Consider the following 25,036-nt stretch of genomic DNA (forward strand, 5'->3'; position numbering starts at 1 on the left):
CAAGGGCTGCCCGGCTTTTCTGCGGGGTTGAGAGGACTGCCGCCGACCAATTGGGCGGTTTTCCCGTTTGAGGGAGCTCCACCTTACCTGCTCCGCTTATGCTACCCTTGCTGCTGCGCCTGGTTATCTGGCTTCCCTTCCCGATGTTACCTCCTACTGCCGGCGGACTGACGGGCTGGGCCGGCACTTACCGCTACGAAGAAGCCCCGGTGAAAGCCCTGGCCGGCTACAGCATGGGCATGAGCTGGCAGCTGCAGCTGCAGGCGCAGCCGGCGGGCAGCCCGGGCGGCACGCTGAGCGTGGAAGGCCAGCAGACCTTTATGAAGCTGCAGGTGCGGGCCGTCGGCACGCCCCAGGATGCCCAGGTGGTGTTTGTGCGCGGCCTCGAGGGCAATGGCTACCAGCAGCTCCAGCCCGGCGACGTGCTCTTCCGCCTGCACCAGGCTCCCAAAGCTAAGTTGCTCACCTATTGGGGCAAGCTCCAGCCCCGCCTGAGCGAAACTTACCGAGACGGGCAGCCGTGCTTCAGGCGTACTGCGACAGCACGCCCGTAGCACGCGCGGGACCGACTCATTCAGCTAGTCGTTTATGGTTGCTTCACTTGAAACAGCTTCTCCAACGTAGGCTGGTACACGGAATACTTATACAAAGCCCGCTCCTTCAACACCGAAGACAACAGCAATTCCTGCCGCTCGGCCTCCTTGGCACCTTCTTGGTGCAGGCAGACGAGGTGGGACAGCAGCAACTCGTAGTATTTGTTCAGATAATACGACTTGTAGCTTTGCAGGCCTTTGTCCTTGATAATTACCATCTGAAAGTCTGGGAAGTACAAGTCGGTATACTGATAATACTTGTTGCCGTTAACCTTCGGATACCGCTTGATATAGGAATAGGCTTCCTTGGTGTTGGCGGGCTTCACAATATTCATGTAGCCCCAGATATGGGTTCCGCAGGCTTGCATACACTGCAGGAAAAGAATACCCTTTTCGGTGTCGTCCTGCAGGCCGTACTCGTTCAGAGTCAGGTCAGTTTTTGACCAGTTGAAGGGCTGGTTCTTGTTGCCTACTCCAGCAAACAGCATTTCGTAGTAGCAGTCAATCAGCTCGTAGCGGGAAGTAGGAGCCGTGCGCAGACTATCCAGGAGCGTGTGGTGGTCGGGCGCATTTTCCTTGCGCAGGTTATAGTTGATCTGACGGACTGCGTACACGTTGCGCAGGGTTTGATCATCGGGAATCGTCAGGTATTCCTTGGTTAGCAGCTGGTTGTTCTTCGTAATCGTCTGCCCCACAAACCGCGTTGTAGCCTGGAGCGTCCCGGGAGCGGCAGCCGTCATTTTTTGCACAAACTCCTTGGGCGGGTCGGTCCGGAACATATAGCTCCGGTAGGTTTTACCCAAGGCGATAAGGTTATCTTGGTCAGTGTTTTGTCCGAAAGTAACACTGGCAACTAGCAGTAGCAGGGCGGTGTAGAGTAGTTTCATTCCTGAAAGATACTGAAGCCCACGCACACCCGGGCGGTGGGGCAGGCCCCGGGCCGCGCCATTCGCTCGTCGGTACGCTTACTACCGACTTCTGTTTTCCGCGACTTTGCGTAAGAAAGTGGCCGGAGCTGCCCGAAGTGGCCTGGGGTAGCTCCGGCCGGCGCCGGCTCTTCCTGTTTATCTGGGCCGGGCCCCAGCCTTCTACTCATCTTATTCATCTTATTCTGATGCAAAAGACAACTGCTGCCCTTCTGCTGAGCCCACTTCTAGCCGCTGGCCTGCTTACCTGGGCCTGGCGCAGCAAACCCTACTCCATTCAGGCCGACGGCTGCGCTACCATCACCTTCGCCGGTCGAATTCGCCTGGCCGTGCTGCGCCAGCTGCTCCAGCGCTTCGGGGGCCAAACGGCCCGGCGGCTGGGTTTGCCGAAGCTGCCCGTGCGTCTCGTCGAGCAGTACGTGGTGCCGACCAGCCAGGGGCCCACGCCCGTCACGCTGTACTGGCCCGACCTCCCGCCCCAGGGGCCGCTGCCGGTGTACGTGAACCTGCACGGGGGCGGCTTCGTGCTGGGCCACCCGCTGCAGGACGACCGGCTGTGCCGCTATATTGCCCAGCAGGCCCGGTGTCTGGTCGTCAACGTGGACTACGCCCTGGCTCCGGAATACCCGTTTCCGGCCCCGGTGCAGCAAAGCTACGAGGTGGTACGGTGGGTGCACGAGCAGGCCGCGACCCTCGGCTACGATGCCGGCCGTCTGGCCATCGGTGGGCGCAGCGCGGGCGGCAGCCTGGCGGCGGCCGTGGCGCTGCTGGCCCGGGAGCGGCAGGAGTTTACCCTGGCGTTGCAAGTGCTGGATTACCCGTCGCTGAACCTGGCCGACCGCACCGACCACAAGCACGTGAGGCCCCGCCGCAAGCAGGTTTTGTCGGTCGAGCTGGCCTCGTTCTTCAAGCACCTGTACGTGCCCTGCCCCGCCGACCGGCTCAATCCGCTGGCCTCGCCCCTGCTGGCCCCCGACCTGCGCGGCCTGGCCCCGGCCCTGATTATCACGGCCGAGTACGACCTGCTCCGCGACGACGGCCTCGCCTACGCCCGGCGCCTGCAAGAGCAGGGCGTAGCGGTTATGCACGAGGAGTTTGCCGGTGTCGACCACGGCTTTACCCTGCTGGGCCCCCGGGAGCCGGCCCGGCGGGCCTGGGAGCTGATGGCAACTTCCCTGCGCAAGGCCCTGCATTCCTTCTCCTGACCCGGCGCCCCGCCCTTGCGCCCCCACACTCTTAAGCCGACAGCGGGGCCCTACTTCACCTGCAGGGCCTGTTCGAGCTCGGCGTAGGGAATGATGGTCTTGACCCCGTAATCGGCGACGGGCCAGGACTGCACTACCGTGTCGATGGGCAGCTTCAGGGCTTGCACCGCCTGGGTGAGGCCGGCCTGCCGGGCACTGGCTTTTCTAGGCCCGCCTTCCCGCTTGATCCACACCAGGTCGTCCTCGAAGAGCAGCTTTTCCGTGGGAAAATAGTAGATCAAATAGTCGTTGGTATGGGCCGACTGCGCCCCGATGCAGTGAATCTGCATCGTAAAGGTGCCGTCGGTAATGGTTTTGATCTGCGCAACCTCCTCGAAAGCCAGGGACCGGGGGTGGCGCTGCAGGCTGTCGGGCTGCAGGGTGTGCGGGGCCTGGGCCAGGTAACGGACGTAGTCGGCCGTGCCCGGGCCGCCCAGGATGGTGGCACCCGCGGCTACGAAGGCGCGCAGCCCGCCGAGGTAGTGCGGGTGGTAGTGTCCGAAGACGAAGTACTTGATGGGCTTGTTAGGCGCAATTTTGCGGGCCTCCCGGATGATGTACTCTCCATTTTCGCTGCTCAGGGGCGCTTCGGCCACCACCAGAAAGTCCCGGAACTCCACGACTAGCACCCGGTCGTCGGTGTGCGGGAGGTTGAGCAGGTGCAGATTGGGCCGGAAATGCTCCACGCTGCTAGCGGGTACCTCCGGCTTGGCGGCGGCCAGCTGGTAACCGGCCGGCCGCGCCAGCAGCGCCGGGGCCGTGGCTACGGCCGCCACCGCGCCCACCGTCACCGTATCGAGCACCCGGCCGTTGATTTTGGCCACGGCCACGGTGCGGGCAAAGCGCAACGGGCCCTGCCGGACATAATCCTGGTAGGTAAAGGTGGTTTGCACGTCGCCAAAAAGCTCATCGTGGCTCAGAACCGTGACGCGCTCCACCAGCTGGTCGGCCTTGCGGATAAGGACCGTGACCCTAGCGTTGGGCAACTCCGCGCCGTAGGCCACCAGGCCGGCGGGGGCCGTAGCGGCGGGCCGAACGTGGTGCTCGCGCAAATAGCCCAGCAGCAGCACCGGCGAGTAGCGGGCCGAGCCGACGAGCTGGGCCGCCAGCCGCTCGGGCGTGGCCGCAGCCACGGCCTTTTCTCCGTAATCCTGAAACAGCACTTCCCCGGGCCCCAGCTGAGTCTGGGAGTAGTAGGTTTTGGCACCCTGGGTGAGGGTGTCCTGGCGCAGAAAGCGTTGGCCGCTCAGCCAGGCCGTGCCCTTCTTATCGTAAGTCGTGGCTTGCCAGGGGTACTGGCTGTGCTCCAGCTCCCGGGTTGTTTCGCGGTAGGAAAACGCGGCGTACCCCGGCCCTATCCCGGCCCCTTGGTGCTGCCAGCACTTTGCCAGGTAGTCGGGGGGCAAGGCCGCCAGCCCGGGCAAGGGCAGCACGAGCAGACTCAGGCGCAGCAGGACGGAAAAATACATTCGGCTAGGATAGCGGGGAGTAGAATAGCAGACCGGAGGAACCTGCGCGGCAGCAAGGTGCAGAAAAGTACCATCCTACTGTTGCGGCCCCCTCGCTCGGCCTGCTTCTGCTAGCGGCCAAAAACAACTCGGGCCGCCCGCGAAGTACTTCGCGGGCGGCCCGAGGGCTTTTACACTCACCATGTAACCCAACAGATGCCGGGAGGCCGCCAGAGCCTTCCCGGCCAGCCGTTAGATGCCGCTATTCACGCAGGTATTGCCGCCCACGGTGGCCCCGGCCCCGTTGGAAGCCGTGACGGTAGCCTTCACGCTCGAGGCCGCCAGCACCGACAGGGTGTAGGGCGGAGTGAAGGCCGTTTTGCCGTTGCCGGCGGTGTTGCCGGTCGTGCTGGTGAAGAGGTTGCCGGTGACCTGCACCGCCGTCGAGTTGTTGGCCATCAAGTCGATGGGGCGGTTTACGCCTTCAAACACGTTGTTCTGCACCAGCAGGTTGGCCTCAAAGCCCGCCATGACGGCGGAGGTGCTGTTCGAGCTGTTAAACAGGCTGTTGACCACCTGCACCTTGCCGAAGCGGACCCGGGGCATGCGGGCCACGCAGCCGGGCGCCCACCAGCAGCGGGCAAAGGTGATATTGAGCTTGCCCCGGTCGCCGGTGGAGGTGTCGGAAGAGCCGATCAGGTTGCTGAAGCGGTGGTCGTTGGAGCCGCCGGACCCACCGGCGCGGGGTGCTTTGAGGTAGGCAAACTTGGTCCAGGACACGGTAATGTAGTTCGACGTGTTCTTGACGTCGAGGTTGCCGTCGAGGCCGTCGCGAAACTCGCAATGGTCGACCCACACGTTGGTGCAGGCGTCAATTGTGCAGTTGTCCTGCCCGTCCACGTCGTAGGCGCCGGGCCCGTCGAAGATCAGGTTGCGAATCACCAGGTTGGAGCAGCGCTTCACGTACATGATGCCCGAGCCGGCCTGGGTCTGGTCCGTGGACACCAGCCGGGCCCCGGCCGAGCCGAAGAGGGTTTTGCCGCTCTGGTCCTGGAAGGAAATCCGCCCGCCCGAGGGGATGGTAATAACGCCGTTGACCTGCACCACTTTCACGGCCGAGTTGGTAATGGCGGCCTTGAGCTGGTCGTAAGTTGTTACGATGGTGGGCGTGGCCGTGCCCCCGCCGTTGGTGCCGCCGTTCTGGGAGGCCCAGCCCTGCGCGGTGCAGGTGGCTTCTACGTCGGCAGTGGAGGTGGCAGCGGAGGCCGCGGGGGCGGCGGGCGTGGGGCTGCTCGTGTCGCAGCCGGCCAGCAGGCCCGCCAACGAGAATAGCGCGGACGCCAGGAATGGGTTCGTTTTCATGGGGAATTTTGGTGGATGGTGGAAGCCCGGCACAGTCGTGGCGGGTACTCAGGGCGGGGCAATAGGTAGTTCACGGCGGGAGCCCGCGGGGGCGGCGGCACCGTTCCGTCCGGCCGGAAACCAGAGCGGTAGCCGCAGGCGCAGAGCCCGTTGGCCGTGAAATCTGTCGTCAACGTACGCCATTCCTGCCATACCAAACCGTCATAATCCTATATAAATCATTGCAAACGTTCCCGGCAACGTTGCCAGCGCCAACTTCCAGAGGCCGAGCCGGGTACCGCCCGTCACAATCGTTTGGGAGGCGGGCCGGGGCGGTGGGCCCGGGCAAACGCAAACCGCCGGGCCCCCTCTGCGGAAGGACCCGGCGGTTTGGTCAGGAATAGGCCGGCCCGGCTTGGGGCCGGGCCGTGGCGCGGAAGGCGCTTAGGAAGCCGCGGGCTTGGGCGTCGTGCGGGGCTTGGTCATGCGCTTGAGCCGCTCACTTTCACGCACGCCCCCGGCCTGCTCATACTGGGTGCTGTTCTTGGTAAACTTCTGCCCGACGGCCGTCAGCACGCCCGAGGAAAACTTATTCAGGCGCTTCTCGGCGGCATCCACCTCGTTTTTGAGGCCGACCACGGCTTTCAGGGCCTCATTATATACCGTCAGGTGCTGGGTAGCGGTGAGAATTTCGGCCTGAAAGGTTTCAATGCCGAAGCCGTTGCCCAGATCGAGCTTGCCGGTGGGGTCAATAGCCCGCAGGCCGTTCAGGCGCTGCGTAGCCTTGGTAATCGAATTGGATTCACGCTGTTTGTAAGACATAATACCAGGAAAAATAGTGGAAGAACGAACCTCCCACCCGCAGCGTGGAAGCCGTCCCAAGCTATACTACTTTCCGGGAACGGCCCAGCTCCCAGCCCCTGAATTTCAGGACACTACGCTTGCAATTGTGACACGCTGAAAGTTTTCTACCGCGTCAGGCAAAGTCCCTGCCGCGGTAGGCAAAGTGCCCAAGGCGCAAGGCAAAGTCCCTAACGCGCAAGGCAAATGGACTTTAGCGCAAGCGGAAGTCACTTTCCGGCTACCCCAAGTGACTAAGATGGCAGCGGAAGTGACTTCCGCGCGTGAGGTAGTGGCTTCGGCCTGCTTGTGGCAGCCTTCGCAGCCGCCGGCCCGGGCTCCGGAAAGCTCACCGGCCCCTGTAACGCGCCAAACCCACCCGGCCGCAGGGGTCAGGTGGGTTTGGGTGGGTTGGGCCGCGGCCAGACCGCTAGAAGTACTTCTCCAGCTGCTCGTAGATGTGCTCGGGAATGCCCTCGATGTAGACGACCTCGCTGCTGGGCTGAATGCCGGGCACGGCCTGCTCCATCACGGCCGGCAGCGGGGCCTTGAGCGGGTATTCCTGGTAGCCCTGGGTCCAGTCGTGGCCGCTGGGGCTGGCGTAGGTGTCGCGGCGGGGGTCGAAGCCGACGGTGGCCGCGGTGTAGAAGCCGGCCAGGTAGCGGGCTTCAATATCGTGGATGAACTCCCACCAGACGCCCTCGGAATTGGCCCGGGCGCGGGCTTCTTCCAAGGAGCCGTACTGCTTGTAGAAGCGGGCCCCGGCCATCCAGTAGATCATCAGGGCCGTGGCTTTTTCGGTGCGGGGGTTGGCCAACAGCCAGCGCAGGATGTCCTTGGAGTTGTCGTAGCTCCACTCCTGGGCCAGCACGTGCCACTCGGTGGGCGGCACGGTTTCGAGCCACTCGATGAGCAGCTTCAGCTCCAGGGCATCAAGCTCTTCTTCGTCGAGGTAGTCTTCTTCGGGCTCTTCGTCGGTCATGATGGGGTAAGAAAGGAGATACTACTAGAAAGGTCTGCGTTAAAACTCTACTGGCCCAGGCTCTTATCCCTAGCGGCCTTGAACTCGGAATCCTTGCGCCACTGCGGGAAGGTCGTTTCGGCGGCCAGGCGCTGGCCCACGCGCAGGTAGAGCTCCGCGTCCTGGGCAATGCCGGTCAGGTCCCAGCTGGGGTCGTACTGGTCGGCGGGCTTGTGGTACATGTTGGTGGTGTAGTTCTGGCGCTGCCGGGCAATGGCCTCCTTGCCGCCACTGCGGCTCTCGAAGCCGCCGCTGGCGTAGAGGGAGGGCACGCCCACGTGGGCAAAGTTGAAGTGGTCGGAGCGGTAGAACATGCCGGTTTCGGGCGTCTGGTCGGGCAATACGTAGCGGTCCTGCTCCTTGGCCGCGGCCCGGGCGTAGTCCTCCAGCTCCGACTGCCCGTAGCCGATGACGGTCAAATCCTTCATCGGGCCATAGGGCCAGAGCATGTCCATGTTCAGGTCGGCCACGGTTTTGTTGAGCGGGTAAGGCGGGTGCTGGGCGTAGTAGGCCGAGCCCAGCAGGCCCTGCTCCTCCCCGGTCACGGCCAGAAACACGATGCTGCGGGCGGGCTTGGCGGGCGCCTGCCGGAAAGCCTGGGCAATGCTGAGCAAGGCGGCCAGGCCCGTGCCGTCGTCCACGGCCCCGTTGTAGATGGAGTCGCCGGCAATGGCTTTGCCCACTCCGAAATGGTCCCAGTGGGCCGAGTAGATGATGTACTCCGAAGCCCGGGTGGTGCCGGGCAGCAGGGCCAGCACGTTCTTGCTGGTCTGGCGGCGCAGCTTGTTCTGGATGCTGACCGAGAGGGTCAAGCCGCCCAGGGCCCGGGGTTTAAAGCCCTTCTGGTTGGCGGCGGCGTAGAGCTGGTCGTAGTTCTGGCCGGCGGCGGCGAAGAGCTTCTGGGCCGCGTCCATCGTCAGCCAGCCTTCCAGGGCGCACTTGTCGGCGCCTTTGTTGGCAGTCTGGGCGCGCAGCTTGGGGCTGGTGGCCCCGCTCAATACCACGCTCCAGGGGTAGGCAGCGGGCTTGGTATCGTGCACAATGAGGACCCCGGCGGCCCCGTGGCGGGCGGCTTCCTCGTATTTGTAGGTCCAGCGCCCGTAGTAGGTCATGGCCTTGCCCTTAAACATGGTCGTGTCGTTGCCCGCGTTGCCGGGGTCGTTGACGAGGATAACCACGGTTTTGCCTTTCACGTCGAGGCCGGCGTAGTCGTTCCAGCCGTACTCGGGGGCCACCACGCCGTAGCCGGCAAAGACCAGCGGGGAGTTCGTGACGGTGACTTTTTCCTTCTCCTGCTGGGTGAAGGCCACGAAATCGGTCTTGTACTGCAAGCTCAGGCTCTGGCCTTTGCCCTTGACGCTCATCGTGCTCGAAGGCGTGCCCGTGACTTCGACCATGGGCACGGCCTGGAAGTAGCTGCCGTCGGGGCCGGGCTGCAGGCCGAGCTTCTTGAACTCCTGGGCCAGGTAGCTGGTAATGCGCTCCTCCCCGACCGTAAACGGCTTGCGCCCCTGCATCTCATCGGAGGACACGGCCTGCAGGTACTGACCGAGGGTGGCGGCCGAAATGCTTGGGGCCGCGGTACCGGGCGTAGCGCCGGCCTCGGCGGGCAGCTGGGCGCCGGCCGTGGAGGCCGGCAGCATGGACGTGGCGGCTGGGCGGGTCTGGCAGCCGGCCAGGGTCCAGGCCAGCAGGGCGGCCGGCAGCAGCGGCCGGAAGGACAGGAAAGCGGAAATGGGCATAGAACAGCAGCTAAGAAACAATCAGGACCCGCGCACCGGCGCGGCCGGCGGGCAACTTACGACATCGAACCCACAATGAAAACGCGAAGCCCGGCCTGGGGTTCGGCCCGAACCCCAGGCCGGGCTTGCTCGCCCCGGCTGGTTACCTACTTCGTGGCCCCCGGGCCGGCCTGCTTGCGCAGGGTGCGCTCAATGCGGCGGTCGGGCACGAGCCACATCAGGGCCACGAAGACGTAGATGCCGCCCGCCACCCACGGGTTCCAGAAGCTGCTGGCAATACCCAGGCAGTAGAGCCCGGGAGAGGATTTGCCCTTCAGGTCGCGGCCAATGGCGTAGGCCAGCACCGAGTCGGGCCCGTCCTGGCGAATCAGGCAGCGCTGCAATACCCAGTAGGCCACCCCGGCCATGAGCAGGATCAGGCCGTAGAGGGCCAGGGTTTCGGGGGCAAAGTGATTCTCGCCCATCCAGCCCGTGGCGAAGGGTACCAGGGAAAGCCAGAACAGCAGGTGCAGGTTGGCCCAGAGCACCGCCCCGCTGATGCGGGTGGCGCTGCTGAGCATGTGGTGGTGGTTGTTCCAGTAGATGCCGATGTAGATAAAGCTAAGCACGTAGCTCAGGAATACCGGCAGCAGAGGCCGCAGGGCAGCAAACCCGGCCCCGTGCGGCACCTTGATTTCCAGCACCATAATGGTCAGAATGATGGCCAGTACTCCATCACTGAAAGCTTCGAGTCGTCCTTTATGCATGCGGGAGTTGGGAAAAACCAAAACAAAGAAGCCCGGCTCCGTACCCGGGCCGGGCCCAGGAACCAGGCTACTCCGTGTCGTCGCACTCGGAGCTGATGCGCACGAAAAGCTGCTCGAACTCCCGCCGCTGCCGCTCGGTAATTTCGACCCGGGGCACGGCCTCGTTGGCGCAGTTCGACCAGCCGAAGGTCAACAGGTCAATCGTGGCGTAGGTGCGCCAGTCGGCGGAGGCGGCCTGGTCGAGGTAGGTAGCTTTCATTTCTTCCGGGTCGCCGTTGCGCCGGCTATGCTCGTCGACCAGCCGGTGCCAGTCCTGCCGGATCAGGCTGTCGTTGTGCGTAGCCAGGCCCCGCACGTACTGAGCGCAGGCCGGCGAGTACGGGGCGCGCAGCAGGCGCTCGGGCTCGGTAAAGCCCAGGATGTAGAGGCGGGTTTTGCGGTAGTCGGCTTCCAGCTCGCGCAGGCGGGCCTTTTTCAGCTTTTCCCACCCCGGCTGTGGCACTACTGCCAGCCCGAGGTAGTGGCGGTGCAGCTTGGCATAGTTGGCGTCCAGCGAGTCCAGGCGCAGCCGGTCCAGGCCGGCGGGCCGGAAAACGGTAGCGTAGTACGTAAGCAGGGCGTCGTGATTGAGCAGCTCCCAGGTGCCCCGCAGCTGGCCGGCCGAGTAGCGGCGCGGGCTATACTGCCCCGTAAACCGGCACACGTCATCTTCCCAGACGTAGGTAGCCAGGGAATCGGGGGGCGGGACGGGGCGGGACGGGGCCGCGGGCCGCACTACTGCGGGCGGGGCGGGCACGGTAGCCGGCTCGGCCGACTGTGAACAGGACGCGGCCAGCAGCCCAAGCAGCAGGCTACTACCGGACAAAAAGCGAGAAAACAAAGGAAAGCGAGGCAAGACGGCGCGGCAGCTGAAGTGAGCAGAATATAATTTCCGCCAAATGTAGCCGCCCGGCGCACAGACGCCGCCTTGCCTGGCTGGGGGCCGCTAGAAGCGGCTCCGGCTCCCGCCGGCCTTGCGGCTCAGGCCGGGCAGGTGGAATACTTTCTTGCTGCGGTGGCGCTTGGCCCCGCGGTAGAGCTTGTAGTTGGGCCGGTGTACAAACACCCGGCCCCGGGCTTTGGCCCGGGCGTAGGCACTGGGTCGGGCGGCCTCGGCGGGCCCGCCCGTGAGCAGAAATAACACAACGCCAATCAGCAGCAGCACTTTATTCATCACAGAAAAGGTTGGTGTAAAAGCTAAACTGCTTTTGCCGGCAAAATATTGTCCGGCCGGGGTAAAGCGCCGGAAGTTGGCCCCCACATTTGTTGCCTTGTATATTTACCTTTTCTTGCTCCTTTCTTCCTTCCGCTCCGCCGCCCATGTCCGCCTTTTCTGCCCCACCCGATCCGCTTGCCGCTGAATTAGACCAGGAACGAGTCCGCCGCCAGCGGGCCGAAGCCCGCGTGGCCGAATTGGAGCGGCAGCTGGCCGAAAGCCAGACCACGGCCCACCGCTCCCAGACCCGGCTGGCCGCCCTGGTGCAGAATATGCGCCTGGGCTTTATGCTCGTCGACGACGGCGGGCGGGTGGAGCTCGTCAACCAGCGCTACTGCGAGCTGTTTGGCCTGAGCGAAGTGCCCGGCGACCTGCACCAGACCACGGGCATGACCGTAGCGGCCCTTATTCAGCACAATTTTCAGGACCCGGAGCGCTACCTGGCCCAGGCCGGCGCCATCCGGGAGCGGGGTGAGTCGGTGCTCAACGAGGAGCTGGTGCTGGCCGATGGCCGGGTGCTGGAGCGCGACTACCTGGTGCTCGACAACGTGATGGCCGGGCGCCTGGTGTGCTACCGCGACGTGACCGAGCGCTACCAGCGCGAGGCCCAGCTGCGCACCGTCTCGTTGATTGCCGAGCAGAATCCCAACCCCGTGCTGCGCCTCAGTGCCGCCGGCGAAATGATTTACGCCAACCCGGCCGCGGCCAGCCTGGCCACGGCCCTGGCCACGGAACTGGCGCTGCGGACCCAGCTGCTGAGCCTGGTGACGGCGGCCCTGGCCACGGCCGGCACCCAGCAGCAGGAAATAACGGTGGGCCGCCGGCACTACCTGCTGCAGGTGGCGCCCGTGCCCCGGGAGCAGTACGCCACGCTCTACCTGGTCGATATTACGGGCCGGCGCCAGGCCGAGCAGCAGCTGGCCGAGCAGCGCGCCTTTTACGAGGCCATTCTCAAGGAGCTGCCCGTGGGCGTTTCCGTCTTCGATGCCCAGCACCGCTATTTGTTTGCCAACCCCAACGTGACCCAGAACGAGGAGCTGCGCCAGTGGCTGATCGGCAAGGACAACTTTACGGTCACGGCCCACCGGCAGCGGCCCCGGGCCCTGGCCGAGGAGCGGCAGCGCCAGTTTGAGCTGGCCCTGGCTTCCGGCGGCGACGTGCACTGGGAGGAAACCGTGGTCGAGCAGCACGGCACGAGCTACGTGCTGCGCCGGTTCCACCCCGTCTTCAACCCCGACGGCACGCTGCGCATGATGGTGGCCTACGGTCTCGATATTACGGCCCGGCGCCAGGCCGAGCAGCAGCTGGCCCGGCAGCGGGAGTTCTACGAAACCATCCTCAACGAGCTGCCCGCCGACATCGGCGTCTTCGACCCCCAGCACCGCTACCTGTACGTCAACCCGGTGGGCATCAAAAACCCCGAGGTGCGGGCCTGGATTATCGGCAAGGACCACTTCGAATACTGCGCCTACCGCCAGCGGCCCATCGAGCTGGCCGAGCAGCGCAAGCGGCTGTTTGACCAGGTGATTGAGCAGCGCCAGCGCGTTACGCACGAGGAAACGATAGAAACGCCCCAGGGGCCGCGCCGCATGGTGCGCCTGATGCAGCCCGTGTTTGGGCCCGACGGGGCCGTCCGGATGATTGTGGCCTACGGCCTCGATATTACCCAGCGCTATCAGGCCGAGCTACGCCTGCAGGAGCAGCAGGAGTTTATCCGCCAGGTGGTCGATACCTCCCCCAACCTGCTCTACGTCACCGATGAGCACGGCCACCCGGTGTTTAGCAACGTCAGCTTTACCGACATCCTGACCCGCAGCAACCACCAGCAAGTCAGCGAAACCGACGACTCGCCCGAGGCCGAGGAGCTGCGTCAGCTTACGGAGTGGAACCGCGTCGTGCTGGCCACGGGCGACGAAATTTCGGGGGAAATGCCCTTTACCCTGGCCAGCGGCGTGGTGCTGCAGCTGCAAGTGGTGAAACGCCCCCTGCAGCGGCCCCACGGCGTGGTCGAGGTCCTGACCGTGTGCACCGACATTACCGAGCTCAAGCGGGCCAAGCGCGAGGCCGAGGCGGCGGCTACGGCCCGGGAAAACTTTTTGGCCAACATGAGCCACGAGATTCGCACGCCCATGAACGGGGTGCTGGGCATGGCGGGCCTGCTGACCCGGACCCCGCTCAGCGAGCAGCAGCTCGAGTACGTGAACATCATCCGCCACTCGGGCACCCATTTGCTGGGCTTGCTCAACGACATTCTGGACGTGGCCAAAATCACCTCGGGCAAGCTCGAGCTGGAACAGATTCCGTTTGATCTGAACCAGACCCTGCAGGCCGTGGGCCAGACCATCAGCTTCCAGGCGGCCGGCAAGGGCTTGAGTTTCACCATCGAGGCCGTGGCCACGCCCGCCGCCCCGGTGGTGCTCAGCGACCCGCAACGCCTGAGCCAGGTCCTGCTCAACCTGCTCAGCAACAGCCTCAAGTTTACCGAGCAGGGCGGCATCACGCTCACCGGCAAGGTGCTGGCCGACACGCCCGAGTTGCTGACGGTGAATTTCCTGGTGACCGATACCGGCCTGGGCGTGGCGCGCGACAAGCAGGAAAGCATCTTCTCGACCTTCACCCAGGCCTACGCCGATACCAGCCGCCGCTTCGGGGGCTCGGGCCTGGGCCTGAGCATCAGCAGTAGTTTAGTGGAGCAGCTCGGCGGCCACCTGCTCATGTGCAGTGAGCCGGGCCAGGGCACCAGCTTTGGCTTCACGCTGACCTTCGCCAAAGCCTCGGCCGAGGAAATTCGGGCCCAGCGCCAGGCCACCCAGGAAGAAGACCCGGCGGCCACCGATGGTATCCGCGGGCTGCGGGTGCTGCTGGTGGAAGACCACGACGTGAACCGGCAGCTGGCCCAGCTGGTGCTGGAAAGCTACGCGGTAGTGGTTGAAACGGCGGCCGACGGGGCCTCGGCCCTGGCCCTATTTGAGCGCAACAGGTACGACGTGATTCTGATGGACATCCAGATGCCGGGCATGAACGGCCTGGAGGCTACGGCCCGCATCCGCCAGCACCCCGACGTGGCCCGGGCCCAGACGCCCATCATTGCCCTGACGGCCAACGCCTTTCTGGCCGACAACGAAAAGTATTTGGCCGCGGGCATGAACGACTGCCTGGCCAAGCCCTTCGACGCGGCCGAGCTGGTGCGCAAGATTCTGGCCCTGCACCGCGCCGACGCCCGACCGTCCCACCCGCTGTTTGCCCTGGCCGACCTGGAGCGCACGGCCCGCGGCAACCCGGCCTTCGTGCTGCGCATCCTGGAGTCGTTTCTGACCCATACGCCGGCCGTTGTCAGCCAGCTGCAGGAAGCCGCCGCCGCCGCCGACTGGGCCCGGGCGGCGGCTTTGGCCCACCGTATCAAGCCTTCCCTGAAGCTGCTCATGGCCCAGGAACTGCAGCCCTTCATTGCCACGCTCGAAGACGCCGGCGCCCCGCCCGCGGCCCGGGCCCACGCCGCCCAGCAGCTGCTCGACCTGCTGCCGCGGCTGCTGTGGCAGCTGCAGCACTACGTTTCCAACTCCCACCCCAGCCCGGCCTAGCGCCGGGGAAGGCGTACAAAGACAGTGGCCCGCTCCTGCAGTGTCAGGAGCGGGCCACCGCTGTTTTAAGGCCAAATCGTTAGACCAGGGAGCCGAACGACGCGTCCAGGGCCGATTTGGGGTTGGCCAGCACCTGGGCCCGCACCCGTTCGACGGCCAGCAAAAACCGCTCGTAGTCGAAGGGCTTGACCAGGTAGTCGGCCACGCGCAGCTCAAAGGCTTCCCAGGCAAAGGATTCGTGGGCGGTGGTGAGCACCACCTGCGGGGGCTCGGGCAGCAGGCGCAGCATGTCCAGGCCGTTGAGGTCGGGCATTTCCACGTCCAGAAACAGCACGTCGACGCGGCGGCCGGTGCTGAAGAAGTTGAGGCCTTCCACGCTGCCCGCCAAGGAAGCCTCCAACTGCAGCTGCCCGCTCAGGGCCACGTAGTGCTCCAGGGTCAGGCGGTTGATTTCTTCGTCGTCCAGAATGGCACAGGTCAGCAGGCGAGGCGAAGCAGGACAGGAAGTAGACATAGTGCGGGATAAAAGCGGAATAAACCGGCCGGGGCAGCCGACGGCGGAGGTTGTTTGCTCTAAATCTATTTAAAGATAGTCAGGATGCAAAGATAAAGGAATAATGAAAATTCCGGTGCCGCCCGGCTGGGGCAGGCACAACCTGCTACCCATTACCGGTTTAGCAAAAAAGAGGACGGCGGCGCGTAAAATTATCTTTTCCATTACCCCTTCTTTGCCTGAACCGTATAGCCAGCTAACACCAACCGCGTAAGCTGATGGAATCACCTCATTTTAAACCTATCCCTGCCGACTTGCCCGAAGCGGAAGCCGCTGCCCGCCTCAAGCGCCAGCGCCACGCCGAATGGGGCATTGCGGTGGCCTCCATGGGCGGTACCGGCCCCAAGCCGGAGCTCCTGCACGAGCTGCAGCGCTACATCGACGGGGAGCTGACAATCCAGCAGATTGCCCAGCTTCCCTACTCCCCGGAAGTCCAGAAGTCCCCGGCCATTCAGGCCATTCTCACCCGCGAGCGACTTAGCAGCGCGGCATAAGACGACCAGCAAAAAGCCCGACCAGATGGTCGGGCTTTTTTTGTAGGCGGGAATAAATACGGTTTTAAGCCTGCTGGGCCTGCAGCAGGTCGTAGGCTTCCTGGTTGCCCTGCTGCACGGCCAAATCCAGGGCCGTCAGGCCGCGTACGTCGCGGATGCTGGTATCGGCGCCGGCTTCGAGCAGGAGCTGCACCAGCTGGTTGCGGCCAAACAGGGTGGCAAACATCAGGGCCGTGCCACCGTTGCCGTTTTGCAAATCCAGGTTGGCGCCGTGCTCTAGCAGCAGACGGGCAATGTCGGGGTAGCCTTTGAAGCTGACGCCCATCAGGGCCGTGTTGCCGCTCACGTCCTGCACGTTGGGGTCGGCCCCGGCTTCGAGCAGCAGGCGGGTGGCATCCAGGTGCTCGTCGTAGGCGGCCACAATCAGCGCCGTGAAGCCCTTGCCGTTCTGGGTGTTGACATCCACCTGGGCAAGCAGCTGCGGCAGCTGGGCCACGTCGCCGCGGCGGGCGGCATCAAAGAGTAGGTCTTCGGGGCGGGAAGAGGAGAATTCCATCGAATCGAAAGAGTAGTAGCGGTTTGAATGAGTTGCTGAGCATACGGCGGAAAACCGGCCCGGGATTAGAAGTAGCCCGCGCGACTTACCGGGCAAACTGGCCCAGGTCGCGGCCCTGGATAGCGGCGGCCATCAGGGCCGGAAACTGGTCGGGGGTGCAGGCAAAGGCAGGAACCCCGAGGGCGGCCAGTTGTTCGGCCATGCGGCGGTCGAAGCCGGGAGAGCCTTCGTCGCTGAGGGCCAGCAGGGCGACCAGCGTGACGCCCGCGGCCTTGAGAGCAGCGGCCCGTTTGAGCATTTGGGCCTCGTTGCCGCCCTCGTACAAGTCGCTGATGAGCACCAGTATCGTGTCGGTGGGACGGGTGATGAGCTGCTGGCAGTAAGTCAGGGCGCGGTTGATGTCGGTGCCGCCGCCGAGCTGAATGCCAAAGAGCAAATCCACCGGGTCCTGCAAATCCTGGGTGAGGTCGGCCACGCTGGTATCGAAGACGACCATGTGGGTTTTGACGGCTTTCAAGGAGGCCAGCACCGCCCCAAACACCCCCGCGTACACCACCGAGGGGGCCATCGAGCCACTTTGGTCCACGCAGAGCACGATTTCCTTCAGGGCCTGCCCGCGGCGGCCAAAGCCCACCAGCTTCTCGGGAATCACGGTTTTGTAGGCCGGCTGGTAGTGCTTGAGGTTGGCCCGGATGGTGGCCGCCCAGTTAATTTCGGCGTAGCGGGGGCGCGGGTTGCGCACGGCCCGGCTCAGGGCGCCCTGCACGGCTTGGCGCAGCGGGTTGGCCAGGCGCTGCTCCAAATCCTGGACCACGCGCTGCACGACTTCGCGGGCCGTGTGCTTGACCTTGGCCGGCATCACCCGGCCGAGCGACATGAGCAAACCCACCAGGTGCACGTCGGCCTGCACGGTGCGCAGCACTTCGGGCTCCAGCAGCATTTGCTGCAAACCCAGGCGCTCCATGGCGTCTTTCTGCATCACGGCCACCACCGACGAGGGAAAGTAGCGGCGGATGTCGCCCAGCCAGCGGCTCACTTTCGGGGCCGAGCCGCACAGGCCGGCCTTGCGCTCAGCCGGCTCACTGTCGTCGTAGAGGGCCGTGAGCACCTGGTCCATGCGGCCGTAGTCGGGGGAAAGCGGGATGTCGTTGTCGGCGTCGGCGGAGGAGCCGAGCACGAGCTTCCAGCGGGCGGGGTTGCTCATAGAGGAGAGGATAAGAGTCGGCTTTGGCGGGTTTGCGGTATTTTCGGCTTTTCGCCGCTGACTGCATTTTAGAATTACGCATGAAATATAGCATTACTGCGCGCCGGACCAGTCTGGGGCTGCTCGTGGGTCTGCTGGGCTGCACTGCCAAGCTGGCCGCTCCACTCCCGCAGGTAATTCCGCAGGCCACGACCGGGGCCGTAGCGGTGGTACCGGGCGTGAGCCAGGAGCTGGCCCAGGACCGGTCCAAGCGTATTTCCCGCTTGGCCTACGACCTTTTTCTGGATATACCGTGGAAAAAAGCGGATCCTATCAGAGCAACCGAAACTATTCGCTTCCACCTCACCGATGAGAACCAACACCTACAGCTCGACTTCAAAGAGCAGGCCGACCACCTGAAAAGCCTGAGGGTGAATGGTAAGCCGACGGCAATTGACTTTCGGGCGGAGCACCTGGTAGTACCGGCCACCAGCCTGAAAGCGGGGCTGAACGAGGTTCAAATCGAGTTTACGGCCGGCAACCAGAGCCTGAACCGCAACGACGATTTTCTCTACACCCTGCTCGTGCCCGACCGGGCCCGGACGGTGTTTCCGGTCTTCGACCAGCCCGATCTGAAAGCCTCGTTCAAGCTCACCCTGAACATACCGAATGAATGGGTTGCTTTAGCGAATGCGCCGCAAGACTCTATCAATTATGAACTCAGCGGCGTTCTTCCGGGGTCCAACCTGTACTTCTTCGCCCCTTCCGACACCATCAGCACCTATTTGTTTTCGTTTGCCGCGGGCAAGTTCACACCGGTGAAGCAAACCCTGAACGGCCGCACCATGCAGCTGCTGCACCGCGAAACCGACCCCAGCAAGCTGCGCCTGAGCCTGGGGCCCATCTTCCAGATTCATGCCGATGCGCTAACGTTTCTGCAGGACTACACTGGCATTCCGTATCCTTTCCGCAAGTTCGACTTCGTGGCCCTGCCCGATTTCCAGTACGGGGGCATGGAGCACGTGGGCGCCATCGACTATAAGGCCAGCACGCTGTTTCTGGACGAAGGCGCCACCCAGGACCAGCTGCTGGCCCGCTCCAACCTCATTGCCCACGAAACGGCCCACATGTGGTTCGGGGATTTGGTGACGATGCAGTGGTTTAACGACGTGTGGATGAAGGAGGTATTCGCCAACTTCATGGCCGACAAAATCACCCAGGTGGCCGTGCCCGGCTCCAGCTACGACCTCAAATTCGTGGTGGACCACTACCCGGCCGCCTACGGCGTGGACCGCACTGCGGGGGCCAACCCCATTCGCCAGGAGCTGGCCAACCTTAAGGATGCCGGCTCGCTCTACGGCAACATTATCTACCACAAGGCGCCCATCATGATGCGGCAGCTGGAGCGGCTCATGGGTGAAACCGCCTTCCGGGACGGGCTGCGCGAATACCTGAAAACCTACGCTTTCGGCAATGCTACCTGGCCCGACTTGATCCGCATCCTGGACGCCCGCACGCCCGCCGATTTGCAGGCTTGGAACCAGGTGTGGGTAAATCAGCCTGGCCGCCCCGTATTCGACTACCAGCTGCAACCCAAAGAAGGCCGAGGCCTCGACCTCGTAATCACCCAGCGGGCCGAGGATACATCGGACCGGCTCTGGCCCCAGCTCTTCGAGGTTCTTTTCGTGTATCCAGATGGCCGCACCAAGGAAGTAACCGTTAACATGAGCCAGCGCCAGGTGGTGGTGCCCCAGCCGGCTGGCAACGTGGCCCCGGCATTTATCCTGTTCAACTCGACGGGCCTGGGCTACGGGATTTTCCCACTTGATAAGCAGCTCACAACGGGCCTGAGTCGGTTACAGAGCCCCGTGGCGCGGGCCGCTGCCTACATCAATCTCTACGAGAACATGCTGAATGGCCGCAGCATCACGCCCCGACAGCTGCTGGACGTGTACCGCCGGGCCTTGCCCCAGGAAAAGGAGGAGCTGAATATCAAGCTGCTCACCGGCCAGTTGACGGATATCTACTGGAAGCTGCTCAAGCCCGCCCGCCGCCTGGCCCTGGCACCGGTTCTGGAGCAGGAGCTGTGGCAGGCCATGCAGCAAAATCCGGCTCCCAATGCCAAGAAACTCCTGTTCAAAGCCTACCAGTCCGTGGCCCTGACCCAGGAGGCCCAAACCCGCCTCTACCAGATCTGGCAGGTGCAGCAGGCTCCTACGGGCGTGAAGCTCACCGAGGACGACTACACCAGTCTGGCCTTGGCCCTGGCCGTGCGCGACTATCCGGCGCCCACGCCCCTGCTCACCCAGCAGCTGCAGCGCATCAAAAACCCCGACCGGCGGCAGCGCCTGGAGTTTATGCGGCCCGCTCTGGCGGCGGACAAAGCCACCCGGGACGCCTTTTTTGCCGGCCTGCGCGAGGAGAAAAACCGCGAAAAAGAGGCCTGGGTCGTGGCGGCGCTGGCCTACCTGCACCACCCGCTGCGGGTGGCCGAGTCGGAGCAGTATTTGCCCGCAAGCCTGGCTTTGCTGGAAGAAATTCAGCAGACCGGCGACATTTTCTTTCCCTATTCCTGGCTGCAGGCCACGCTCAGCAGCTACCAGACGCCCACGGCGGCCCGCACCGTGCGCGAGTTTCTGGCCGCTCATCCGAGTTATAATCCTAAGCTGCGAGCCAAGATTCTGCAGGCCGCCGATGATGTGTTCCGGGCCGAGAAGCTGCTGCAAACGCCTTAAAGTGTGAAACTTATTATTAAAAAGCCATTTGCGGCCGCCCAGGAATGAGCCTCATTCAAACCCTGAAAGCCTGCCAGCTATGCAGAACTGGCCGCCGTGCTGGGCGCGGCGGCCGTAGAAGTAAACGACAGCTACTCAGCCAGCGGCAACGACTTCTGGACTTACGAGGCCTGTAAGACCTGGTGGCGCAACCGGGACCAACTCGTCAGCGCCCTGCTCGACCCGGAACTCGGGTGCATGAACCACGGCTAGGACCAGCTGTACCTGGCGTATCTGCGCGGCCCAGCCGAACTGAATTTGCGCCGCTACTGCTACCTGCTGGAAAACGGGGTGTACCCGCCCAACTCTGGCACGGCGCTACCGGAACTGTAAGCCGCTCATTTACCGCCCGTATGGGCTACTTGATTTAAACTGCCGCTCGAACTCCTGGCGGGAGCAAATGCTTTTCACGTCGGTGAGGCGGTCCAGGGCCAGGATGCCGTCGAGGTGGTCAATTTCGTGCTGCAGCAGCTCGGCCAGATCGTCTTCCGCCCCGGCGTGGGTTTCGTGCCAAGCGCCCCGCAAATCCTGGTAGCGCACCCGAATCCAGGGGTAGCGGGTGACGCGCATGAAGATGGACAGAAACGAAAGGCAGGCGTCCCAAACCTCTATCGTGTCGGGGCTGTGCTCGACGATACTGGGGTTAATCAGGGCCCAAACCGGATGGCCCGGCAGGCGCAGCAGAATCACGCGCTGCAGCACCCCGATTTGCGGGGCGGCAATGGCGCGGCCGTAGCCGGTGGTTTCGCGCCAGTGGGCCACAGTGTCGGTCAGGTCGGTGACCAGGGCCGCCACGTCGGGCGCGGTGGGGTCGGCCACGGGGGCGGCCACCTCGCGCAGGACCGGGTGACCAAGCTGGAGAATCTCACGGATGGGCATGCGGAATAGTTACGGATTTTTGACGGCCAGCACCAAGCGGCGCAGGTCCCGGGCCGAGTAGAGCCGGCCCCGGGAAACGACGCATTGCACCCGGCGCAGGTGGCTGATATTTTCCAGCGGATTCCGGTCGAGCAGCACCAGGTCGGCCTCCTTGCCCACGGCAATGGTGCCGGAGCGCTGGTCGGCTTTCAGGAAGAGGGCCCCATTGATGGTAGCCGCCTGCAGAGCCTGGGCGGGCGTAAGGCCGGCCGCTACCAGGAGCTCCAGCTCGCCCAGCAGGGAGACGCCCGGGTACACGTAGGAATTGGAAGGCCCGCTGTCGGAGCCGGCCAGCAGCGTCACGCCGGCGGCCTGCAGCTGGGGTATCAAGGTGGTAAACCGGGCGCCGAGCTGCTGGTTGAAGGCCCGGGTGGCGGGGCTTTGGGCCCGGGCCCCGGCCAGGCGGCGGGCGTAGGTGCGCTGAATACCGGGGGCAATATAGGCCAGCAGCGTGTCCGGGGCGTGGTCGGTGGTGGGCAGCTCGGTCAGCAGCTTCTGGATGAAAAGCGTGGGCACCACGGCGGTGCGGTGCTGCTTGAGCATCCGGAAGGTTTGGGCGGCCACGGCCGGGTCGTAGGTGCGGTAGACGGCGGGCAGCACGGCAAACAAGCCCAGGGGCTTGCTGGTGCGCAGACTGGCCTGCACGGCGGCCGTGAGGCTGTCTTCCCGATTGGAGCAGGCCTTGAGCAGGTAGTACAGATGCTCGGTGGCATCAAGGCCCCGTTCGGCGGCTTCGCGCAGGGTCACGGTGTAGGGCATGTGGCCGGTGGTGGTCAGGCCCCGCTTTTCGGCTTCGGCAATGGCCCCGAGGAAAGCCTCGCGCGAGATGGTGCTTTCGTAGAGCTTCACGTAGTCGACCCGCAGCTTTTGCAAGGAGTCCAGGGCGCGGTTTATCTGCTCGGGCGTTTCAATTTCCAGGGAGCCGGCCCAGAACGCCTTGGGTCCGTCGAGCTTGGGGCCGGAGGTAAAGATGCGGGGCCCGGCCAGCTGCCCGGCCGCCATTTGGGCACGCCAGCGGAAAATGTGCGGGGTCAGGTCGCCGCCCGCGTCGCGCACAGTCGTGACGCCGTGGGCAAGGTAGAGCGGCAGCAGGTTGCGGTTGGCCGCGGCCAGGGAGTCGCCGCCCCGAAAGTGCACGTGCATGTCCCAGAGGCCCGGAATCAGGTAGCGGCCCCGGGCATCCACGGTTTGGGGGGCCGCCATGGGCGCCGGTTTGCCCACGTAGGCAATGCGGCCGTCCCGGATGCCCAGGGTTTGGTCGGCGCGCACCTGGCCGGTTTCCACGTCCACCACGTTGGCGTGGGCAATAATGAGGTCGTAGCGCTGCACCGGGGGATTGGCGCAGCCGGCAAAAACCCCAACCAGGGCGCTGGTCAGGCAGAAGAGGCGAAAGTTCATGCGGCAGCAAAGCGAGAGCGAAGCCGGAAGGTAGCCGATAAACAGTCCGGTTGGTACTGCCCGCCGCCTTTTCCGGGGTGCCGGCTCACTGCTGCCCCAGCCTTTTCCTTAAGCTTCCAGGCCCAGCAACTCCCGCAGTCCGGCCAAACTTTGCAGACCCCGCGCCAGGTCAATATCGGCCACCGGCGCGGCCGGGCGACTGGTGGGGCCACCGGCCAGGGCCAGCACCTGCTGACGCTCGGGCTGGGTAAAATCGGCAAAGGAGCGGCGCAGCAGCGGCACGGTTTCCTGAAACACGGCTTCGTCGAGGCCCGAGAGCCAGGCGTCGAGCAGGTCGAACAACGGGCGGTGGTGAATCAGCAGCAGGCCGCTGCCGCGCACAAAGCCTTCAATCCAGGCCGTGGCGTACTCCGTGGCCTGGGCCGGGGCCAGGGCCAGCCCCAGCGCCGTAGCCGTGGCTTCGGCCCCGAGCTGCTGCCCGTCGAAGAGCAACCGGGTGGCGGCCCCGGCCAGCAGGCCGCTGCTGCTCGGCTGCCGACTAATAACCCGCAGGGCCGCGTACCAGTCGGCCTGGGCGGCGGCATCGGGCAAGAGGCGCACGGCCTGGTGGGCGGCTTCCACCTGCTCCAGCAGCTGGGCGGCGGCCTCCGCGTCGAGGCCGGTGGTGGCCCGGGGCAGGGAAATACACAGGCGGGGCACCAGATGCTGCACCACCTGGGCCACCTGAGCCGTTTCGGTGCGCCGCACGTTGCCGTAGCGCAGCACATTTACCAGCGGCGGCAGGGCCGTGAGCAGGTGCACTACGTCGCGGGTGTCGGCGCTGAGCGTTTCGAGGCGGGCCACCAGGGCCGGCAAGGCCGGGCCGACGTCGGCGCGCAGGGCTTCTTCCAGCAGCTCCCCGATTTGACCCAGGTGGCTGGCCTGGGCGGCACGGTGCCGGGTAGCGCCGCTGGCGGCTGCCAGCACGGTGTTGCCCCAGCGGCCGGCTTCGAGCAGCTGCAGCACCATGTCGGGCTTCCACCGCAGCTCCCACACCTCGTGAAACGTGCCGCTTTTGCCGCTCACCCGCTGGGGTTTTCCCCACCGGATGCCCAGCAGCGCCAGGCGGTGCAGCAGGTGGCTGCGGCCCAGGTCCAGGTCTTTGCGCAAATCCAGGGCCAGGGGCTTGCGGGCGGCTTCGGGCTTGAGGCGCCAGGTTTTCTGCTGCAAAACCAGGTCCTGCTGCAAGGGCGAGGCGGGCAGCGCCTCCGGCACCTCCCCCAGCTTCTGCCCGATTACCAGCTGCTCGTGCACCAAACTTAGCGCCTCGGCGTAGCCGCCCCCGAAAATACTGATGGCCGCCTCCTCCAACTCCTCGATGCCGGGCAAAGCCAACCCGCGCACGGCGGCCAGGGCTTCGGCCAGCCGCACGCCCTCAATGGCGTGGGCCGAGGAGGCGTCGATTTGCTGCTCCCGCAGCAAGTGAGCCGCCCGCACCATCCAGTGGGTCACGACCTGCTCGTGGGGCTGGGTAAAGAGCAACTCGTACCAGGCCGGCGACAAAACGCCGGCCCCGTAGCCCGACTGCCGGGCCAGCCGCTCGTAGGTCCAGGGTACCCAGGTGGCCTGGGTGGGCACTTTTTTCAGCCCCTTGAGTTGGGCTTTGTCGGCTTTGGCATAGACGGCCAGGGTTTCGGCGCTGAGTACCGGCGCGTGCCAGGCCCCGCACACCACGGCCACCCGGGCGTAGCCCTGCTTGAGCGTGGCGCGCAGAGTTTCGCGCATGTAGGCCTCGCGCAGCAGAGTTTCCCCCGACTCGGGCTGGGCCAATTCCTCGCGCAGGGCCGTCATCATCTGCAGCACCACCTCGAAGGCATCGGCCCGGCCGGCGCTGTGCTCAATGCGCGCCTCCCACCACCGTTCCCCGTCGAGGTAACCGTCGAGGCGGGCCAGGTGGGCAATGGGGTCTAGGCGGAGCGGGGTATCTTCCAGGGGCCGTTCGGCGGTGGTTTCTTCCGGGCCCGAAACCTGCTCCCCACCGGCCGCGCTTTCCTCCGGAGCCGGGCTGAGCTCTTGCTCCACCGAATCGGGCAGGGCAAAGCGCAGAGCCTGGGGCAGGTCGAAGCAGCGCAGGTGGGCGCCCTGCTGCCGGCACCAGCGCACGGCCTGCCACTCGGGCGAAAACTCGGCGAAGGGCAGAAACGAGGCCTGCTGGTGCTGCTTGGGGTTGTACACGAGCAGGGCCACGGGCGGCAGCAAATCGGGCGTGGCGGCCAGCTCCAGCACTTTTTCCGCATCGGCGGGGCACTCCAGCAGCACGATGTCGGGCCGGAACTCGTCCAGGGCTTTGAGCAGACTGGCCGCGCTACCGGGGCCGTGGTGGCGAATACCGAAAAGGCGAAGGTCGGTGGGCATGCAAAGGGGAAATCGGTAGGAAAACAGGG

At 64.6% G+C, this 25,036-nt stretch carries 21 protein-coding genes; 6 read left to right on the forward strand and 15 right to left on the reverse strand.

Annotation, left to right across the window (positions count from 1 at the left end; translation table 11 throughout):
• Positions 1 to 98 precede the first annotated feature (98 nt).
• Positions 99 to 554: a DUF5991 domain-containing protein gene (locus CLV45_RS09400; protein WP_100336099.1), complete on the forward strand. Its 456-nt coding sequence runs from the start codon at positions 99 to 101 to the stop codon at positions 552 to 554.
• 32 nt (positions 555 to 586) lie between these two features.
• Here CLV45_RS09400 and CLV45_RS09405 read toward each other — a convergent pair whose 3' ends face one another.
• Positions 587 to 1,480, reverse strand: a complete 894-nt coding sequence (locus tag CLV45_RS09405; protein ID WP_100336100.1) for a hypothetical protein — start codon at positions 1,478 to 1,480, stop codon at positions 587 to 589.
• A gap of 227 nt (positions 1,481 to 1,707) precedes the next feature.
• On the opposite strand from CLV45_RS09405, the gene CLV45_RS09410 reads away from it, so the two are divergent.
• Positions 1,708 to 2,724: an alpha/beta hydrolase gene (locus CLV45_RS09410; protein ID WP_100336101.1), complete on the forward strand. Its 1,017-nt coding sequence runs from the start codon at positions 1,708 to 1,710 to the stop codon at positions 2,722 to 2,724.
• Positions 2,725 to 2,774: 50 nt separating this feature from the next.
• Here CLV45_RS09410 and CLV45_RS09415 read toward each other — a convergent pair whose 3' ends face one another.
• The 8 genes from CLV45_RS09415 to CLV45_RS09450 all read right to left on the reverse strand — a co-directional run bounded on the left by CLV45_RS09415 (position 2,775) and on the right by CLV45_RS09450 (position 11,114).
• The gene (locus CLV45_RS09415; RefSeq protein ID WP_100336102.1) at positions 2,775 to 4,232 is read right to left on the reverse strand and encodes an MBL fold metallo-hydrolase; all 1,458 of its coding nucleotides are present in this window, start codon (positions 4,230 to 4,232) and stop codon (positions 2,775 to 2,777) included.
• Between the two features lie 231 nt (positions 4,233 to 4,463).
• Positions 4,464 to 5,573, reverse strand: coding sequence for a pectate lyase family protein (locus CLV45_RS09420; protein WP_100336103.1), 1,110 nt, complete (start codon positions 5,571 to 5,573; stop codon positions 4,464 to 4,466).
• A 423-nt stretch (positions 5,574 to 5,996) separates the two neighbouring features.
• A complete protein-coding gene (locus CLV45_RS09425) occupies positions 5,997 to 6,374 on the reverse strand; it encodes a hypothetical protein (RefSeq protein WP_100336104.1) in 378 nt (125 codons plus the stop codon).
• A gap of 448 nt (positions 6,375 to 6,822) precedes the next feature.
• The gene (locus tag CLV45_RS09430) at positions 6,823 to 7,374 is read right to left on the reverse strand and encodes a DUF4274 domain-containing protein (RefSeq protein WP_100336105.1); all 552 of its coding nucleotides are present in this window, start codon (positions 7,372 to 7,374) and stop codon (positions 6,823 to 6,825) included.
• A 47-nt stretch (positions 7,375 to 7,421) separates the two neighbouring features.
• The gene (locus CLV45_RS09435) at positions 7,422 to 9,155 is read right to left on the reverse strand and encodes a M28 family metallopeptidase (RefSeq protein WP_100336106.1); all 1,734 of its coding nucleotides are present in this window, start codon (positions 9,153 to 9,155) and stop codon (positions 7,422 to 7,424) included.
• A gap of 146 nt (positions 9,156 to 9,301) precedes the next feature.
• The gene (locus CLV45_RS09440; protein WP_100336107.1) at positions 9,302 to 9,901 is read right to left on the reverse strand and encodes a TMEM175 family protein; all 600 of its coding nucleotides are present in this window, start codon (positions 9,899 to 9,901) and stop codon (positions 9,302 to 9,304) included.
• A gap of 67 nt (positions 9,902 to 9,968) precedes the next feature.
• Positions 9,969 to 10,766 carry a hypothetical protein gene (locus CLV45_RS09445; RefSeq protein ID WP_100336108.1) on the reverse strand — a complete coding sequence of 266 codons (798 nt, stop codon included), beginning with the start codon at positions 10,764 to 10,766 and terminating at the stop codon, positions 9,969 to 9,971.
• A 120-nt stretch (positions 10,767 to 10,886) separates the two neighbouring features.
• A complete protein-coding gene (locus tag CLV45_RS09450; RefSeq protein WP_100336109.1) occupies positions 10,887 to 11,114 on the reverse strand; it encodes a hypothetical protein in 228 nt (75 codons plus the stop codon).
• Between the two features lie 146 nt (positions 11,115 to 11,260).
• On the opposite strand from CLV45_RS09450, the gene CLV45_RS09455 reads away from it, so the two are divergent.
• Positions 11,261 to 14,737, forward strand: a complete 3,477-nt coding sequence (locus tag CLV45_RS09455; RefSeq protein ID WP_100336110.1) for a response regulator — start codon at positions 11,261 to 11,263, stop codon at positions 14,735 to 14,737.
• 79 nt (positions 14,738 to 14,816) lie between these two features.
• Here CLV45_RS09455 and CLV45_RS09460 read toward each other — a convergent pair whose 3' ends face one another.
• A complete protein-coding gene (locus tag CLV45_RS09460) occupies positions 14,817 to 15,251 on the reverse strand; it encodes a LytR/AlgR family response regulator transcription factor (RefSeq protein WP_100336111.1) in 435 nt (144 codons plus the stop codon).
• Between the two features lie 257 nt (positions 15,252 to 15,508).
• Between CLV45_RS09460 and CLV45_RS09465 the strand changes: the two genes are divergently transcribed.
• On the forward strand, positions 15,509 to 15,784 hold the full coding sequence (locus CLV45_RS09465) for a hypothetical protein (protein ID WP_157807392.1): 276 nt from the start codon (positions 15,509 to 15,511) through the stop codon (positions 15,782 to 15,784).
• A gap of 64 nt (positions 15,785 to 15,848) precedes the next feature.
• Here the strand turns inward: CLV45_RS09465 and CLV45_RS09470 are convergent, their stop codons facing one another.
• Positions 15,849 to 16,340 (reverse strand): ankyrin repeat domain-containing protein, encoded by a 492-nt coding sequence (locus CLV45_RS09470; RefSeq protein ID WP_100336113.1) that lies wholly within the window; start codon positions 16,338 to 16,340, stop codon positions 15,849 to 15,851.
• Between the two features lie 85 nt (positions 16,341 to 16,425).
• The gene (locus CLV45_RS09475; protein WP_100336114.1) at positions 16,426 to 17,544 is read right to left on the reverse strand and encodes a VWA domain-containing protein; all 1,119 of its coding nucleotides are present in this window, start codon (positions 17,542 to 17,544) and stop codon (positions 16,426 to 16,428) included.
• Positions 17,545 to 17,624: 80 nt separating this feature from the next.
• On the opposite strand from CLV45_RS09475, the gene CLV45_RS09480 reads away from it, so the two are divergent.
• Both CLV45_RS09480 and CLV45_RS24900 read left to right on the forward strand, forming a co-directional pair.
• Positions 17,625 to 20,258, forward strand: a complete 2,634-nt coding sequence (locus CLV45_RS09480; RefSeq protein WP_100336115.1) for a M1 family metallopeptidase — start codon at positions 17,625 to 17,627, stop codon at positions 20,256 to 20,258.
• 96 nt (positions 20,259 to 20,354) lie between these two features.
• A complete protein-coding gene (locus CLV45_RS24900) occupies positions 20,355 to 20,510 on the forward strand; it encodes a hypothetical protein (RefSeq protein WP_157807393.1) in 156 nt (51 codons plus the stop codon).
• Between the two features lie 129 nt (positions 20,511 to 20,639).
• On the opposite strand, the gene CLV45_RS09485 is transcribed toward CLV45_RS24900, so the two are convergent.
• The 3 genes from CLV45_RS09485 to CLV45_RS09495 all read right to left on the reverse strand — a co-directional run bounded on the left by CLV45_RS09485 (position 20,640) and on the right by CLV45_RS09495 (position 25,007).
• Positions 20,640 to 21,176 (reverse strand): peptide deformylase, encoded by a 537-nt coding sequence (locus CLV45_RS09485; protein WP_100336116.1) that lies wholly within the window; start codon positions 21,174 to 21,176, stop codon positions 20,640 to 20,642.
• A 9-nt stretch (positions 21,177 to 21,185) separates the two neighbouring features.
• Complete coding sequence (locus tag CLV45_RS09490; protein WP_100336117.1) at positions 21,186 to 22,613, reverse strand: amidohydrolase family protein; 1,428 nt, start codon at positions 22,611 to 22,613, stop codon at positions 21,186 to 21,188.
• A 108-nt stretch (positions 22,614 to 22,721) separates the two neighbouring features.
• Entirely contained in the window at positions 22,722 to 25,007 is a 2,286-nt protein-coding gene (locus CLV45_RS09495) for a DUF5682 family protein (RefSeq protein WP_100336118.1), read from the reverse strand.
• Positions 25,008 to 25,036 lie beyond the last annotated feature (29 nt).

The organism is Hymenobacter chitinivorans DSM 11115 (assembly GCF_002797555.1).
Lineage (GTDB): Bacteria > Bacteroidota > Bacteroidia > Cytophagales > Hymenobacteraceae > Hymenobacter > Hymenobacter chitinivorans.

Excerpts from the sequence above, each read along its gene's own strand:
- CLV45_RS09485 (WP_100336116.1), bottom strand. The coding sequence starts at position 21,176 with ATGCCCATCCGTGAGATTCTCCAGCTTGGTCACCCGGTCCTGCGCGAG.
- CLV45_RS09460 (WP_100336111.1), bottom strand. The coding sequence starts at position 15,251 with ATGTCTACTTCCTGTCCTGCTTCGCCTCGCCTGCTGACCTGTGCCATT.
- CLV45_RS09440 (WP_100336107.1), bottom strand. The coding sequence starts at position 9,901 with ATGCATAAAGGACGACTCGAAGCTTTCAGTGATGGAGTACTGGCCATC.
- CLV45_RS09470 (WP_100336113.1), bottom strand. The coding sequence starts at position 16,340 with ATGGAATTCTCCTCTTCCCGCCCCGAAGACCTACTCTTTGATGCCGCC.
- CLV45_RS09495 (WP_100336118.1), bottom strand. The coding sequence starts at position 25,007 with ATGCCCACCGACCTTCGCCTTTTCGGTATTCGCCACCACGGCCCCGGT.
- CLV45_RS09435 (WP_100336106.1), bottom strand. The coding sequence starts at position 9,155 with ATGCCCATTTCCGCTTTCCTGTCCTTCCGGCCGCTGCTGCCGGCCGCC.
- CLV45_RS09420 (WP_100336103.1), bottom strand. The coding sequence starts at position 5,573 with ATGAAAACGAACCCATTCCTGGCGTCCGCGCTATTCTCGTTGGCGGGC.
- CLV45_RS09430 (WP_100336105.1), bottom strand. The coding sequence starts at position 7,374 with ATGACCGACGAAGAGCCCGAAGAAGACTACCTCGACGAAGAAGAGCTT.
- CLV45_RS09400 (WP_100336099.1), top strand. The coding sequence starts at position 99 with ATGCTACCCTTGCTGCTGCGCCTGGTTATCTGGCTTCCCTTCCCGATG.
- CLV45_RS09480 (WP_100336115.1), top strand. The coding sequence starts at position 17,625 with ATGAAATATAGCATTACTGCGCGCCGGACCAGTCTGGGGCTGCTCGTG.
- CLV45_RS09425 (WP_100336104.1), bottom strand. The coding sequence starts at position 6,374 with ATGTCTTACAAACAGCGTGAATCCAATTCGATTACCAAGGCTACGCAG.
- CLV45_RS09410 (WP_100336101.1), top strand. The coding sequence starts at position 1,708 with ATGCAAAAGACAACTGCTGCCCTTCTGCTGAGCCCACTTCTAGCCGCT.
- CLV45_RS09475 (WP_100336114.1), bottom strand. The coding sequence starts at position 17,544 with ATGAGCAACCCCGCCCGCTGGAAGCTCGTGCTCGGCTCCTCCGCCGAC.
- CLV45_RS09405 (WP_100336100.1), bottom strand. The coding sequence starts at position 1,480 with ATGAAACTACTCTACACCGCCCTGCTACTGCTAGTTGCCAGTGTTACT.
- CLV45_RS09455 (WP_100336110.1), top strand. The coding sequence starts at position 11,261 with ATGTCCGCCTTTTCTGCCCCACCCGATCCGCTTGCCGCTGAATTAGAC.
- CLV45_RS09415 (WP_100336102.1), bottom strand. The coding sequence starts at position 4,232 with ATGTATTTTTCCGTCCTGCTGCGCCTGAGTCTGCTCGTGCTGCCCTTG.
- CLV45_RS09465 (WP_157807392.1), top strand. The coding sequence starts at position 15,509 with ATGGAATCACCTCATTTTAAACCTATCCCTGCCGACTTGCCCGAAGCG.
- CLV45_RS09490 (WP_100336117.1), bottom strand. The coding sequence starts at position 22,613 with ATGAACTTTCGCCTCTTCTGCCTGACCAGCGCCCTGGTTGGGGTTTTT.
- CLV45_RS09450 (WP_100336109.1), bottom strand. The coding sequence starts at position 11,114 with ATGAATAAAGTGCTGCTGCTGATTGGCGTTGTGTTATTTCTGCTCACG.